At 59.2% G+C, this 15,014-nt stretch carries 14 protein-coding genes; 8 read left to right on the top strand and 6 right to left on the bottom strand.

All coding sequences use genetic code 11. The features are described 5' to 3' along the window. Positions 1–991 precede the first annotated feature (991 nt). The 4 genes from V1289_RS23230 to V1289_RS23215 all read right to left on the bottom strand — a co-directional run bounded on the left by V1289_RS23230 (position 992) and on the right by V1289_RS23215 (position 3,169). The gene (locus tag V1289_RS23230; RefSeq protein ID WP_334399115.1) at positions 992–1,423 is read right to left on the bottom strand and encodes a hypothetical protein; all 432 of its coding nucleotides are present in this window, start codon (positions 1,421–1,423) and stop codon (positions 992–994) included. Positions 1,424–1,549: 126 nt separating this feature from the next. Continuing rightward, entirely contained in the window at positions 1,550–2,170 is a 621-nt protein-coding gene (locus V1289_RS23225) for a hypothetical protein (protein ID WP_334399113.1), read from the bottom strand. Between the two features lie 99 nt (positions 2,171–2,269). Beyond that, positions 2,270–2,554: a hypothetical protein gene (locus tag V1289_RS23220; protein ID WP_334399111.1), complete on the bottom strand. Its 285-nt coding sequence runs from the start codon at positions 2,552–2,554 to the stop codon at positions 2,270–2,272. A 99-nt stretch (positions 2,555–2,653) separates the two neighbouring features. Further along, on the bottom strand, positions 2,654–3,169 hold the full coding sequence (locus V1289_RS23215) for a hypothetical protein (RefSeq protein WP_334399109.1): 516 nt from the start codon (positions 3,167–3,169) through the stop codon (positions 2,654–2,656). A gap of 1,077 nt (positions 3,170–4,246) precedes the next feature. On the opposite strand from V1289_RS23215, the gene V1289_RS23210 reads away from it, so the two are divergent. The 4 genes from V1289_RS23210 (at position 4,247) to V1289_RS23195 (ending at position 7,843) form a co-directional block, all read left to right on the top strand. Next, a complete protein-coding gene (locus tag V1289_RS23210) occupies positions 4,247–5,101 on the top strand; it encodes a hypothetical protein (RefSeq protein WP_334399107.1) in 855 nt (284 codons plus the stop codon). Further along, positions 5,098–5,379 (top strand): hypothetical protein, encoded by a 282-nt coding sequence (locus tag V1289_RS23205; RefSeq protein WP_334399105.1) that lies wholly within the window; start codon positions 5,098–5,100, stop codon positions 5,377–5,379. The genes V1289_RS23210 and V1289_RS23205 overlap by 4 nt, the downstream gene beginning before the upstream one ends. Positions 5,380–5,418: 39 nt before the next feature. After that, the gene (locus V1289_RS23200; RefSeq protein ID WP_334399103.1) at positions 5,419–6,213 is read left to right on the top strand and encodes a hypothetical protein; all 795 of its coding nucleotides are present in this window, start codon (positions 5,419–5,421) and stop codon (positions 6,211–6,213) included. 727 nt (positions 6,214–6,940) lie between these two features. Continuing rightward, a complete protein-coding gene (locus V1289_RS23195; protein ID WP_334399101.1) occupies positions 6,941–7,843 on the top strand; it encodes a DUF4365 domain-containing protein in 903 nt (300 codons plus the stop codon). Between the two features lie 82 nt (positions 7,844–7,925). On the opposite strand, the gene V1289_RS23190 is transcribed toward V1289_RS23195, so the two are convergent. Beyond that, complete coding sequence (locus V1289_RS23190) at positions 7,926–8,279, bottom strand: hypothetical protein (protein WP_334399099.1); 354 nt, start codon at positions 8,277–8,279, stop codon at positions 7,926–7,928. A 124-nt stretch (positions 8,280–8,403) separates the two neighbouring features. Between V1289_RS23190 and V1289_RS23185 the strand changes: the two genes are divergently transcribed. From V1289_RS23185 to V1289_RS23175, 3 genes are read left to right on the top strand one after another with little or no spacing between them, the layout of a single operon-like run. Next, positions 8,404–9,993, top strand: coding sequence for a recombinase family protein (locus V1289_RS23185; protein ID WP_334399096.1), 1,590 nt, complete (start codon positions 8,404–8,406; stop codon positions 9,991–9,993). Continuing rightward, positions 9,977–10,864, top strand: coding sequence for a plasmid partitioning protein RepB C-terminal domain-containing protein (locus tag V1289_RS23180; protein ID WP_334399094.1), 888 nt, complete (start codon positions 9,977–9,979; stop codon positions 10,862–10,864). Before V1289_RS23185 ends, V1289_RS23180 begins: the two co-directional genes overlap by 17 nt. A gap of 2 nt (positions 10,865–10,866) precedes the next feature. Then, positions 10,867–11,763, top strand: a complete 897-nt coding sequence (locus V1289_RS23175) for a plasmid partitioning protein RepB C-terminal domain-containing protein (RefSeq protein WP_334399092.1) — start codon at positions 10,867–10,869, stop codon at positions 11,761–11,763. Positions 11,764–12,720: 957 nt separating this feature from the next. Here V1289_RS23175 and V1289_RS23170 read toward each other — a convergent pair. Continuing rightward, positions 12,721–12,879, bottom strand: coding sequence for a hypothetical protein (locus V1289_RS23170; protein ID WP_334399090.1), 159 nt, complete (start codon positions 12,877–12,879; stop codon positions 12,721–12,723). 165 nt (positions 12,880–13,044) lie between these two features. Between V1289_RS23170 and V1289_RS23165 the strand changes: the two genes are divergently transcribed. Next, complete coding sequence (locus tag V1289_RS23165) at positions 13,045–14,952, top strand: ATP-binding domain-containing protein (RefSeq protein WP_334399088.1); 1,908 nt, start codon at positions 13,045–13,047, stop codon at positions 14,950–14,952. Positions 14,953–15,014 lie beyond the last annotated feature (62 nt).

The raw sequence follows: 15,014 nt of genomic DNA, 5'->3' as shown, positions 1-15,014 counted from the left end.
TGGTTGCCCCTCTTTCTGACGCTGGAAGCCGAGGCTTACGCCAAGCAAGGCCGCATCAAGTCCGCGCTGGGAGCGTAGGAGACCGGCGAACATTGGTGCCTTGCCGAGATATTGCGTATCAAGGCGGGCCTGCTGTTGGCAACCGACCACGCAGGCGATCAAGCCGAGACTTTGTACGTCGAGAGCCTGCAGATTGCCAGGCGTCAACAAGCACGCTGCTGGGAGCTGCGCACGGCCTGTGATCTTGCCTCGCTTTGGCAACGTCACGACCGAACAAACGAAGCACTGCAGCTGTTGCAGCCAATTTACATCCGAATCACGGAAGGCTTTGACACAGCAGATTCGCAGCAAGCCAAACTGATTCTTGATAGCCTGAGAGCAAGCGGGACCCGGAAACAAGCACAATGAAAAGGGTCCGCACGTAAACCGCCCCGTTCCTAAGAATCGACGGAATGTCCGCCTCGCAGCTATGTCAATTTCTATGAACGAGGCTTGTTTCCGCCCGGCGCATTTCACAGCGAATGCTCGAATGGGTGGCGGGGGCGGAAGGAATTGAACCTCGATATGGCGATTTCGCAAGCGGATGCTCTTGCCTGCCCGAGAGGAGTTGCAGAACCCCATTTCATCAGAATTCCTAAGCGTCTCCAAACACTCGAATTTCGAGAACCGTACCGAACGCGGAGGTCCAGAACTCTGGAGAGAATTGAGCCATTCGGAGAAAAATGTGCGGACTCTGCCGATTAGACGTCCGGAACTCAAATCAGAAATTGCTGCTAATACTGGGCTAAATTGCCAACATCCTCGCGAAGAGAACAGGCGGCTACGGTGAGCTGGCGGAGAGAGTGGGAGCAAACCCCATTCCCGTAGTTAACTCATTGAAATCGCGAAAATTTTAGAGACCTGCAGCCAATTTCGGATACCATCTTGTGTACGCTGAGACCGCTTCGTGGTCAACGAGTTCAGGCAATGGAGCCCCGTGACCTGAGAACGGTCATGCGTAGGTCGGGTCGCAATGTTGGTCGGTTCGACGGTTCGAAATCCGGAGCATCAACTTCCCGAACCCTTCGAGACTCGGAATATCGTATCGATGTTTCGAGACTCGAATTGTGGTGTTTGATGCTTCGAGACTCGAAATGTCTGTCTCGACGATCCTGACGGTGTAGCGGCGCCCCTCGATCTCGACGAGGTCGCCGTTCTTGAGCACGGTCGCGGCCTCTCGATTGCGCCGGGCCTTTTCGGCATTTCGCAGAGCCGCGGCCTTGTCGCCCACCAACGTCACGATGTGCCCGTTGACCCAAGCCAAGCTCTCTCCGCGCTCGACGGCGCGCCCGAGGTGCTCATTGAGGTCCCACCCGAACTTCGCGACGAAGCTCTCGATCGAACTGACCTTATGCGCGAACAGGAAACCGGCGGCCGTTACCATGTCGCCGGGCCTTAGAACGATTGCATCAACTGTTGCCTCCCTTCGGCACCGCACCGGCGGCGCCCTCTGACGCCTCAAGCCCGGTAGCCTTTGGGCGCCGGGCGTGAGGTCGATGGCGGTGGTTGGTCAGGCCGCCAGTTCGCGCTCGACGACCTCGAAGCGGTGGTCTTCCGATTTGACGATCATATTCTCCGAGTCCCACAACCAGACATCGGCATCGCTGGGCGGCTTTGCGCCCACGTTCCGCGACTCGATATCGATTTCGGTCAAGAGGATGAAGTTTCCGACGACATAATCCGTGAAGTCGGACATCTCGTTAAGCAGATCGCAGATGTCGGCCAGTCTCGACGCGGAATCGAAGAGCCGGCGCGCGAGGTGAACGGCGGCCAAGTGCCGGAATAAGTCGAACTCGTCGTCCGACAGTTCGTCGAGGGCGATGATGAACCCCTGGCAGTCGGAAATGTAGTCCGCGAACTCCTCCAGCGAACGCGGGTCGGCAGATTCCTCGACATAGCGGTCGTACACGCTGCGGGCCAACGACCTGACGGCCTCGCTGCGGGACCGCGCTTTTTTCAACCATTCCATCACGTACGGCATCAATGCCGCCGGATCTTGACCCGCGAGCGCCGCAGAGTGCCACGACAGATCGCTCGCGATCTCGAGGGCGACATCGGCCCACGGTTCCCGCCCGTGCACGCCGGGATCTTCATCAAGCTCGCGGAAGACAAGCTCCTCAAGTGCGGTCACCTAATTCCTCCTGCATTCGGCGCCGCGATGGCGGCGCCTTCTGACGCCTCAAGCCCGGTAGCCGTTGCCGGCGCCGGGCGCGAGGTCGATTTAGACCCGTCAATAGCGAACGATGACGGCCTGGTCCGCCGGATCGACTTCGTAGGGGCGCTTCTTGGTCACGATCTCGACCGCGACCTCGTGAGGCAGTCCCCAGCACGATGCGATTACGTTGGCGATGCGGTCGGTGTCGGGCTTGTGCCAGCCGTGGGCGACAGCCCAGGCGAAGATCGAGGGCGCGTGGATGCCGGCGGTGACGTACTCGCGGCCTTCGGCGTCGACGCCCTCCTCGCCGCCGACCTTCGATAAGCAGCGTCGGGCGTGGGTATCGGTCTTAGTGGTCATGGTGATCCTCCTCCGCGCCGCGACTACGGCGCCTCTGACGCCTCGAGCCCGGTGGCCATTTTCGGCGCCGGGCGTCGATCAGATGTTCTGCCTCGCAACCTAGGCGAACGGACGCACGGTACGGGCCCAGGGATCGAAGGCTTCCGAATTCGCCTCGATCATCTCGCCGTACACGTCGACCACGGTGTTCGCGAACTGCGCGCCGATGAGCTTCATGCCCCTCACGTCCGAGTTCGTGCAGATAACGGCGATGTCCCCCTTGATGCAGCCGAGGAATTCATCGGCCGCTCCGCAAAGAAAGCTCACATTTTTCGGCTTCTTTTGGAGCGAGAACTGCGCGAACGTCATCGACCAGAGCGGATTGGCCTCGATGCAGTAGATGCGCCGCGCGATCGCGTCCATGGCAACCGACAGCATGCCGATTCCGCCGCCGATCTCGATGACGACGTTGCCCAGAATCCTCGGCGCGAGCAGATCTGCGATCATCGTAGCCCTCTCGAAATTGGTCACGGTGAGATAGGGCAGAGCCCGGATGTTGTGGCTTTCGGCAAACCGCTCGTAAGATGCGGTCTCTTCACTATTGGTCGGCCTGGGAATATGATCGCGAACCGGCACGGGAAGACTCCTTTCTAAGACTTTCGATGTCTGGTCATGACGTGACGGGGCGCGGCCTGTCGACCTCTTTCTCATGTGACGGCAAGGCCGCCACGTTTAGCGAGTGCCGCAATTTCCGCACTGAAGCGTGATGGCCTTCTCGTCGGCGGAAAGCGCCGCTAGAAGCGTGCGACGACACTCCCTCGACAGATTCTTCATCAACAGCCGATCTCGGTCTCAGACCACCCAAGGTTCGACGTGAGGCCCATTCAACGATCAGGCTTTTAATTGTGGACAACCAAAGCGACATTCTCGGACAAGATCCGCGATCGCAGGCCGCGAAGCTCGCTGTATCAATTCTGGACAGCAGTAGGCGGAAGGGCGCGGCCGACGGTAGGCGGACGGCGCGGAAATCTCCGGACCAATATTTGAATCGAGCGTCGCGGCGCAGTCAAAGCTCACTCCGAGATCGGTTGTGTCTTGAACCGAGCCCGCGCTGGCACGCCCCGCTCTCGCGCGGACAGCCGGCTATGTGATGAGCGGGCTCGTCATCGCCTTCATGCTGCTCGACGGCGGCATGAAACTGGTCCCGCTGAGCGCGACGGCGCCGACGTTGCTGGTCACATGGGACGGGCGACGTGGTTGGTGATTTCAGACATGTCGAGCTCCTCCTACGGAATGTCGACGAGCGCCCTCGGGATGAGCTTGCACATAACCGTTAGAAGCGCGGCATAGACCGGCTGCAATTCTCTTCGAGAGAATCATTGGCAAGGATGAGCGCCTTCAGGGCGCCGCGAACGTCATCGCCGCAGGTCGTAATCGCATACTCGACCCCTGCTCGCAGCGATCGATGGCGTGGCTTTGCGCTGTCGCCATCGCTCCTGACCTCCTGAGCACTCGGGGAGGTTTCAGAGGGCAGAAGGACGGGCGAGCTGATCGTTCGCTATATGTTCCGATGAAGAAGATAAAATGCAGATTTATTTATAAAACCGCATATTAGTCCTTGCGCCGAGCGCGGATCCGCGAGAGAAGACAACATGCGAACTTTACTGCATAAACGCATGGAGAACTGAAATGGGGCGATTTACGAAGGACGAAATGCTCACCGAGCTCAAGGTGATCTTCCTTTTCGAGGCGGATCACGTGCTGATCAGCTCCGGAGACGCAAAGGCGGAGGCGTTCATCGGCTTCCCGGTGGGCGACGAGGGCGAATATGTGCATCAGTCGCCTTCGAAGGTTGATCTCTCACTGTTCTCGTACATCACGGGCTCGTTCGAACGCGGCTACGACTTCGCATTCAATCGGAGCCGCCTCAACACCTTCCAAGAACACGAAGTTCAGGATCTGTTGGCGTTCATGGAGGGCACCCCTCGCATAGGCGGCGTTTCTTCAGCCGGCGAAATGCATCGGTTCATGACGCCTGACGGCTTTTGCCGGATGGTGGCAGACGCTGCCTGTGCTCGTTGGAAACTGGAGTGGATTGCCGAAGGAAGCCAACGGTTCACCACCCGCGAATTGGCTTTGCTCGCTAACATGACTGAGGGTGCCGTGCGCATGGCGATCTCGGACAAGAGCCTGCAGGCGATCCCAGGATCGAAGCCGGTCGCTGTTGGTTTCAATGAAGCCAAGCCCTGGCTGTTGGGACGCCGCGGGTTCATCGCGTGGCCGGATCGCGTCGTCGAAGACCGCTTTCTCGCCCGCGCCATACAGGACGCCGAAACCCCGGAAGTGCTCGGACGCCTGATACATCAGGTCACCGATTTCCAGGCGCCCGAAAAGCTCGCCGAGAAGATCGGCTGGACCGCCGACGAGATCAAAGCCTGGTTCGATGGCAACTTCGTCTTCGATCTGGAGCGCGCCCGCCACCTGGCACGAGTGCTCGAACTCGACGTGCCTATGTTTGTCGGCAAGGCGCTCGAGGTTTCGGAGCGGGCCGAGGGAGGCCGGTCATGAACGACCTCGCATTCACGACGCACGCGCAAACCAGGCTGCAACAGCGGGCCATCCCGCCGATGGTCGTCGACCTGCTGATGCAGTTCGGCTCGCCGTTCCGCTGCGGCGGCGCCGAGCGGCTGATGTTCGACAAGTCGGCGGTCAAGCGCCTGCGCCGGCATCTCGGCGGGCACCGCGGCCTGAAGGTAGTCGAACGCTGGCTCAACGTCTACGCCGTCGTCGGCGACAACGGCAACTTGGTCACCGCGGCTCACAAGAGCGCGCACTTCCATCGCTGAATCTCGACATCCTTCCACGCCTTCGGAGAACCAACCATAATGGACATCACGCTCGCCCCGACCCCGACCGCAAACCTGCTCCAGCACGGACGCCTCGCGTGCCGCCGGTGCTTCAGCAGCGACGGCAACACCCAGACAATCGGTAAATGGCAGATGGTCAACGATCCCGCCGCGTGGGGGTCGGCAAACCCGACCATCCTGATCCTGGGCTTCTCGAAAGGTTTCACCCAGGCCAACGCCTTCCGAACCGGACGTTTCGAGGACATCCCCTTCAAGGACATGCGGACCCGTCTCACCGAAGAGATGCGAATGCTCGGCGTCATCGGTAAATCGGAAATCATCGACCAGAGGATGGTTGCCACGGAAACCGAGATCGGTTTCGGCTCACTGGTTCGCTGCAGCCTGTCCCGCGTCAACAAGAAGGGCGTGCTGGCCTGCACCGGCGAGGTGATGCCGAAGGCCCTCACGGAGGAAATCTCCGCAAACCTGAAGACCTGCGCCAAGACCTTCGTCGGCGACTTGCCATCTTCGGTCCGGCTGGTGCTCATGCTCGGCACCACAGATAGCTACATCGATGGCTGCCGCGAGGTTGTCCGTTCGCTCCACGGCCCACGCTTCTCCGAGATCAACGACGTCAGCTACCGAACCGGCCACGTAGTCTGGGTGCACATCAGCCACCCTTCCGGATTGAACGGAAACCACCCAGCCTGGATGGCCGGCGATGCCTCGACCACGTCGGGTTTGAAGCAGCACCTCGCGATCAAGGCGATCGCCATGAGCGGCGCCGTCCGCCTGCAGCATTTCGACCGGTTCAAGTCCTCGGAGGCGTTATGAATACCTGGATTTTTCAAGCCGACCCGAGACATTTTCGACTCGATGACTTTCTCGCGACTTCGCCTGAGGTCTGTGCCTGGCGTGCGAGCGCTCAGCAATCTAAAATGCGCATCGGCGAGCCTGCTTCTTGGTCAACGCGCTGAAGCTAACCGTGCCCTTCACTTGGCGTGACGGGTCTCGATGCCAGCCGGATCGATGTTTCGAGACTCGAATTGTTCAGTGTTCGAATGTGTCACATCGACGTTTCGAGACTCGAACTGTGAGGTGTTCGATGCTGCAAGACTCGAAATGTCTGTCCCGGCGAGACAGAACCCGCGGCGCTGCGATGACGACGCCCCTCGGCGCCATTGACGACATCGGGGCGCGGGCGCTCTGGCCGACAAAATGCCGGAAACTTTAACAATGCGTTTTTTCAGAGGATTGACCGTCCCCGCCGCTAATGTCGATCAGGTTCTTTCGACCATCAGAAATCGAGGTTTAAGCCAAGGCAGCCAGTGGAGCATCGAGTACCGGCACCCGGGACCGCTGGACGCGCTACGCTACGAAAAGCTATTTTATTGTCAAAATAACTTAAATAAGCCAACAGTTCCATGCTGCGACAGGCGAGCAGGCACGGCTCATGTGCCCCAACGTCACTGATCGGATCAGACACCGGGCGCCATTTCGCCCAGGTGGCGCCCGCGATACTGGTCCGCCCGTAAAATTTCATCCAGCGTCAGAGAGTTCAATGAGCAAGCAGGCTTTTCCGGAATACGTAGAGACAAGCGAGCTAGGCAACAAAGGCCGCCGCATGGTGGAAACCTGTATCCACGAAACCTTCCGGTGGCTGTTTCGCGAAATTGGAAAAGATGACCTCGGCATCGACGGGCTTGTGGAGGTGATCGGGGACGACCGCAAGGCCAGGGGTCGCATCTTCGCGGTGCAGATCAAGTGTGGGCACTCGTTTTTCAGCGAAGAGCGGCTCGACGGATTTGTCTACCGCGGCTCGATGGAGCACCTGAATTATTGGGTCGAATACTCGCTCCCGGTTGTTTTGATCATTTGCAATCCGGACACGCGGGTTTGCTATTGGGTAGAGATCTCGCCGGGTGTGATTGAGCGGCATACAAAGGGCTGGTCGGTCGTCGTTCCGAAATCGCAAACGCTATCAGCCGATTGTGAATACGAACTTCGCGGAGTGGTCCGGAAGCCTTTGGCCGAAGATTTCATTCCGCTCGCCCTTTACCGCCTTCTTTACGAGAAATATCCCGGCATATCCATTGCGCCCGTGCTCGCGACGCCCCACGACTTCCTGTTTTTCGATGAACTGGCTCGCCTTGGAGATGACTTTCTGCTCGTCACCTATCTCTACAAGCCGACGGAATCGTTTGCAGCGTCTGACATACGCCACATCATGGACAAAGCGGAGGAATGCGCGGCGGCATGCGGCTGGAAGATGTATCCAACGAAGTACCGGGTATTAATCGCATTCGTCGGGCATAGCGCGGCGCAACTTGCCCTGCCGTTGGAAGTCGTCGAGGAAATAGCAAAGCACGCGACATTGGAGACGTTTCGCGCAGTTTGTGACTTCAAGTTTGGGGTCGACCTGACTGAAGTCGATCAAGCGGGGAATTTCATTGTTCGGCATTAACAACAGTTTCGGTCCTGAGGCCGTTGGGATGTTGCCTCACCCAAGCCACCGAGGGGAGGGATTTGTGACGATCGGATCGTCCTCACGACTGTCGTTCGATGTATTCTATCGTTTCCAACAGCATCCTGCGCAATTCCGCCACCTTCGCCGCGACCGCCATCGAGTTGCGATCCGCCGCGACTAGAAACACCTTGAGCACCTCATCGGAATGACGTGCCAGCGCGACGAGGTGTTCACCACTGGGCCCATGCGTTCCTGCGAACCAGTGCTTCACCGTCCGCTCGCTCGCCCCTGTCCAACGCATCGCGGTTTTAACCGCCTGATGCGTCGAGTTAAGTTCCGCCCGCAGGGCGCCGGCTATCAGCCTGATGAAATCTAAATCAGACCCGGAGCCAAGCGCCCCGCGGTGTAACTTCTTGCCCTTTTTCGGCAACATGTTTCCGGTGCTCCGCATCTACACTGAGATCGATGCGGTGATGGTAGGACTCAATTGCGCCATTACCCCGATCACGGTATCGCCACGCGTCTGCCCGGCGCCAGGCCGCCGAGGATGACGCATTGTGGCAGATTGGAACCAACATCGCGAGAACGATGCCGACGCGCTGCCGCCGAGGCCGATACGTGCTGCCGAATACGTCCGGATGTCGACCGACCACCAGCAATATTCAACCGAAAACCAAGCCAACGCCATCCGTCGGTATGCCCAAGAGCGCGGATTCGAGGTTGTCCGCACTTACGCGGACGAAGGCAAAAGCGGCCTCCAGATCGAAGGACGGATGGAGTTGAATCGGCTCGTTGAGGATGTCGAGAGCGGCCGTGCGGATTTCTCGGCGATCCTCATATACGACGTGAGTCGGTGGGGTCGGTTCCAGGACCCAGACGAGAGCGCCTATCACGAACTTCGCTGCAAGCTCGCCGGTGTAAACGTCCACTATTGCGCCGAGCAGTTTGAGAACGACGGCAGCCCGGTTTCTAACATCATCAAAAGCGTTAAGCGGATGATGGCCGGAGAGTACAGCAGAGAATTATCAGTCAAGGTTTTCGCGGGGCAACGTCGGTTGATCGAACTGGGGTTCCGGCAAGGCGGCGCAGCCGGGTTCGGGCTCAGGCGCCAATTGATCGATCATACCGGCGCTCGCAAGGGCGAACTCGCGCGCGGCGAGCAGAAGAGCATCCAGACCGATCGCGTCGTCCTTGTCGCCGGTCCGCGCGAGGAGGTGGATGTCGTTCGCAGCATTTATCGTGCATTCGTCGAGGAAAGCCTCCCCGAGCGTCGGATTGCAGAGATTTTGAATGAGCGTGGGATCGTGACGGATTTCGGCCGTCCTTGGACACGCGGCACTGTCCACCAAGTTCTGATCAATGAGAAGTATGTCGGAAATAATGTCTGGAATCGGCAGTCGTTCAAGCTGAAACAGGAGCGCGTGCATAACAGGCCAGAAGATTGGGTTCGGGCTAATGGCGTGTTCGAACCGATCATCGGAAGGCAGATCTTCGAGGCCGCACAGGCAACCATAAAGGCGCGATCTCATCGACTTTCCGATGGGGAAATGCTGGCCATCTTGCGCGAATTGCTCGTTAAGTGCGGCTTCCTGTCGGGCATCATCATCGACGAGGCAGATGATTGTCCCTCGAGCAGCACCTACCAGACTCGCTTCGGTAGCCTTATCCAAGCCTACCAGATGGTCGGCTTCACGCCCGATCGCGACTACCACTATATTGAAATCAACCGGGCGCTGCGGAGGATGCACCCTAGCGTCATTATTGAGACAATCGCCGGCATCGAGGCAGGCGGTGGATGGGTGAAGCAAGACCCCGTTTCGGATCTCATCACCGTCAACGAGGAGTTCTCAGCTTCGATCGTTATCGTCAGATGCCGTCAAACACCGAATGGATCGTTGCGCTGGCAAATCCGGTTGGACCGAGGGCTGTGCCCCGACCTAACGATTGCTGTCCGCATGGACACGACGAACGCAGCCGTGCGCGACTACTACATTCTGCCAAGTATTGATATGGACGCGCACCGTCTGCGGCTTTCCGAACACAATGGCATTTCGTTCGATGCCTATCGGTTCGATTCCTTAGATCAACTCTTCGGCATGGCCGCTCGAACCAACATAATGGAGATTTCGCATGGCCGGGCAGCCTGAACAGGCGGTCGAGCTGATACAGATCGACCGCATTACCATCGCGAATCCGCGTGTGCGGAACAAGCGAAGCTTCCGAGAGCTTGCCGACAGCATTTCAGAGCTCGGATTAAAAAAACCTATCACTGTTACGCTGCGTGATGGTTCCGACGGCCCGCGCTACGATCTCGTCTGTGGTCAGGGGCGGATGGAAGCCTATCAGGCTTTGGGACAGACGGAAATTCCTGCCTTTGTCATTGATGCTGAACCGGAAGACCGGATGGTAAAGAGCCTCGTTGAGAATTGTGCTCGTCGGCATCACGGGGCGATCGACCTTCTCCATGACATCGAAGGGATGAAGCAGCGTGGTCACGTCGAGGCGGATATCGCGCGGAAAACTGGCCTCTCGTTGGAATATGTTCGGGGCGTCACCAGTCTTCTCGAGAAGGGAGAGCAACGTCTGCTCAGGGCTGTTGAATCTGGCAACATGCCTGTAAGCGTTGCTGTCGCGATTGCCGATGCCGATGACAGCATGGTGCAAGATGCTCTGCAGCAAGCTTATGAACAGAAGCTTCTGCGCGGCCGGAAGCTCCTTATTGCCAAGAGACTAGTCGAAAATCGACGACGGCGGGGCAAGGGGTTGCGCGTCGCAATGCCCAAGCGCACAAAGACGCTTTCGTCTGGCGCGCTGGTGAGAGCGTATAAGGAGAGTACCGACCGCAAGCGCCTCCTGGTCCGGAAAGCCGATTCAACGCGAAGCCGACTGATTTTCATGACGGAGGCGTTCAGGAATTTGCTCGACGACGAGAACTTCGTGACGCTCTTGCGCGCGGAGAAGCTCGAAACGTTACCGAGGAATCTTGCTGATCGCATTCAGCGGGGAGAGGCCGCCTGACCATGGCCAGTAAAGAGCGTAGTCGCATCAAGATGGGATTTGAGGAGCGTAAGCTCCGAATCTCTATCGCCAGCATCCAACCGCTTCGACTCGTCGCGAGAGCGGTCGCGAAGACCCCGAAATATGCCCAGATTGCGGCATCGATCCGCGAGGTGGGCATCATAGAGCCTCCCGTTGTCGCGCGGGATCGGGCAGAGCGCGGGAAATACCTGCTGCTTGATGGACACTTGCGCATCGACATCCTCAAGGGTCTCGGCGAAACGGAGGTAGTTTGTCTGGTCGCGACCGACGATGAGGCCTTCACCTACAATAAGCGGGTTAGCAGACTCGCGATCATTCAAGAGCACAACATGATCCTGAAAGCGGTGGAGCAAGGCGTGCCGGAGGATCGAATAGCCAAGGCGCTCAACGTCGACGTCGGCAATATCCGACGTAAGCGTCGTCTTCTGGACGGAATCTGCCCCGAAGCGGCAGAACTCCTCAAGGATAAGCACGTAGCGATCCTCGCTTTCGGCGAGCTTAAGAAGATGTTGCCGGTCCGGCAGGTCGAGGCGGCGCAATTGATGGTAGCCATGAATAAGTACTCGATCAGCTACGCCAGATCGCTCCTTGGGGCGACCCCCCGCGCGCAGCTCGTCGATTGGGCTCAACCCAAGCGGCTGGAAGGCCTGAGTGATGATCAACTCGCTTTGATGGAGCAGGAATCTGCCCAACTCGATCGCGAATTCCGTCTTATCGAGCAGTCATACGGTGCCGACCATCTCGATCTGGTGATCGTCACAGGCTACCTGACGAAGTTGATCGAGAATGCGCGCGTGACGCGCTTTATGACCCAGCACTACCCGGAGCTACTGTCCGAATTTCAGAAGATCGCCGGGCATAGCGCGACTGCCGCCTGACCGTGTTCCGGAGGCACACCGGAGCGATGGTAGATCGCGTACATTAATATGGAGGCCCGGACCCCAGCGCGAGAACCGTCGGAGAAACTGCACGGCGGGACGGAGCGCGGCGACGCAGCGAACCCGGCGGAGCTCACCAAGCCGGCCCGGCCGCAGACGCCCGCGACAATCATGCGAATGATGGCGAAGATCTAGAACCGAACCGAAGAGTGGCGAAATCGTCCGGTCAAGATGCTGCAAAAGTCGAGATTGCGCGCGGCCACCCCCCGGTTGGAGACCCTCGAACATCGATGTGCGAAGGGCATTTTCCTCTCTTGCAACTTCGGGGCGAAAGGGTCTTCATAGAAGCGGGCGTTTGAGGGGGCTTGCGAATTGGATCTGGATGAGAGCCGACTGAAGGTACTGGCTGACCTTGGCGAGGAAATCCTCGCGGCGTTACACACGATATCGGATGCCGCGCATGACGCGCTTGCTTACGGACGCATCGGCCCTTCGCCGGAAACGCTCCTGAGGCAATCCAACATGATGGTCGGCGATGCCAAGCCCGAGCGATTCATCGGGGCTACCGTCTCGGAAGCCAAGGAGGCGCTCAGACGACTGAGTTCGGATCCGTTCGTCGCTCGCGTGGAAATCGACTGGAACGAAGGATCCGGCGGCAGGAGGGAAACCTACTACTTGGCTCGCGGCTCCACGTGCGGCTTCCTCACCAAGATACCAAAAGCCAATTTCATCACGTCACTGTCCGATCTCGGCGCCATCGCCGAGTTCGATGCCGGAGAAATTGCAGATATCACGGTCAATGGACGCGAGCGCAAGGGCCGCATCCTCAAGAAGACGGTCCTATCTCCGAAATTGCAGGAAGCGATCTGGGACGCGTTGATCGCGAGCTTCGAGATCGCGGGATGGGGGACCGTCTCCGAAATCGTGCGTGCGGATTCCTTGCGAGAGGCGCTGGAATCAATCAAAGCGCAGTTGGAGGGCGCGGGTGTCGACGACGACATCGTCGGCGGCCTGATGAAGCAGATCGGCGAAATCCACGCGGAGCGGAGCCGCGCCAGGCGCAAAGTCGTCGAACGCATCGCGCTGCGCGATCAGCCCATCCTCAACAGGTTTCAAGGCGAAGTCTTCCGGCTCCCGCTAAATCGGCAGGTCTTGCTGTTCGGACCGCCGGGATCGGGAAAGACGACGACGCTCATAAAGCGCTTGGCTCAAAAGCGCACGTCCGAAGCGTTGTCGGAGGAAGAGCGCCTATTGGTCTCGGAATATTCCCGTGACAGGTTCATGGGCGCGAACGCCTGGGCCATGTTCTGTCCGTCCGAACTGCTGAAGGCATATCTCGGACGCGCCTTCAACCGTGAGGGCGTTCCGGACGATCGTAACGTCCGCACGTGGGAAAAGGAGCGTCCGTATCTCGCGCGAGACGTCTTGAACATACTGCGATCGGGAAGCTCCGGCAGATTCCAGTTGGAGACCGATCGATCGGTCGTCGCCGACGAGACGAGCCTCGGGATCGTTCGATTGCACGACGAGTTCTCGCGACACGTGGAAAGCGTGTTGCTGGCGCGCTGCGAGGAAGCGCTCGCGGGATTGCTCTCGGTCGACGACAGCACCATCCAGCGCCAGGCGCTCGCGCTTCGGTCTTCGTTCGGAACGGCGGGCAAGCTCACCTTCGACGATTTATTGCGACTAGTCGATGGTGCCGACGATCTGCGCGGCGAGGTCAAGCGGATTGACGATCGGGTCACCACCGAGACCAGCGACATTCTGAATTCGGTTTTGAAGCGCAATCCCGAGGTATTCCGGGAGACCATCGACAAGCTCTCCCAATTGAAAGGCGAAGAAGACGACGGCGGGGAGGATGACGCAGAAGACGATGTCCTGTCGGGCGCGAGCTCCGATCCTCGGGCCGAGGCACTCGAATTGCTGATGAGAGCCATGCGGGACCGCGCCCGCGCGATCGTATTGGATAGACGCCTCGGCGGAAGATCCGCACGGGTCGTGGAACTGATCGGCACCCGGATGCCGGAACCGGCTCGGCTGAGGCGCTTGGGTGCCGATATCATCCTGCGTTCGAGAATACGGTCGCTGATTCAGGCCCCTCGATCGGCCGTGCTTGGTGTACCCACGATTTATTCCCGGTACCGTCGACAGGCTAGTCGGGAAGGCAGCCCGCACTTCAAGCCCGGCGCGGAAACGTCCGGCTTCATCGCGCGCAATCAGATCTCGGGGCACGAAACCGACATTCTATTATTCGTCATGCTTCGCAACGCGCGGCGCATCATCCGACACGCACGCGGCAGCAGGAACGATGCCATAGGCCGGAACGAGTGGCTGGCCCGCATCGAGAGCCGGTATCTGACACAGGTTTTCGTGGATGAGGCCACCGACCTTTCGGCGGTACAGCTCGCGTGCACCATCGAGTTGGCGGATCCGCGCCTGCGGTCATGGTTCGCTTGCGGAGACCTCCGCCAACGCATCACCGTACACGGCGTTTCGGCGCTATCCGAACTCGAGTGGTTGGACCGCTGGACAGACATACGCATCGACGTCCGCAAGATAGACGTGGGCTATCGGCAAAGCCGTCGATTGCGCGAGCTGTCGGACGACTTCGCGGCCCAGATCGACGCGTCTCCCATTGAGCCGACGAAGCCCTCGAAAGGAGATGACGAAGCCGACGTGCGGCCGCTGCTCGCGGAAGGCTTACAGGGAGAAGGTCTGGCGCGATGGCTCGCTGACCGGATCGTCGAGGTCGAAGCCGGGGTGGGATCCCTGCCCTCGATCGCCGTTTTCGTCGACGATGGCGCGTTGGTCGAGCCCTTGGCCGGTGCGGTTCGGGAACTCCTCAAGCAGCATAACATCGCGGTTATGGGTTACAAGGATGGCCTCGTCGTCGGCGACGAACGGGAGGTCCGCGTCTTCGATATCCGGCACGTGAAGGGGATGGAGTTCGAAGCGGTATTCTTCGTGGGCGTCGATGACATGGCCGCCCGAAATCCCGATATGTTCTACCGCTTCGTCTACGTCGGTATTACCCGGGCAGCGACCTATCTCGGTTTGACCTGCGCCAAGCGCCTGCCGCCCGTTCTCGAGCCAGTCAGATCTCATTTTTCCGACGGCTCATGGTCCGCCGGCGATGGCCAAGCCGATCAAAGTGCTCTCGGCGAGACAGAACCCGTGGCGCTGCGATGACGACGCCCTTCGGCGCCATTGACGACATCGGGGCGCGGGCGCTCTGGCCGACAAAATGCCGG

It is taken from the genome of Bradyrhizobium sp. AZCC 2289 (genome assembly GCF_036924615.1).
GTDB lineage: Bacteria > Pseudomonadota > Alphaproteobacteria > Rhizobiales > Xanthobacteraceae > Bradyrhizobium.
Note: the sequence above shows the minus strand (reverse complement) of the source record. Positions and strands in the feature narration are given on the sequence as shown.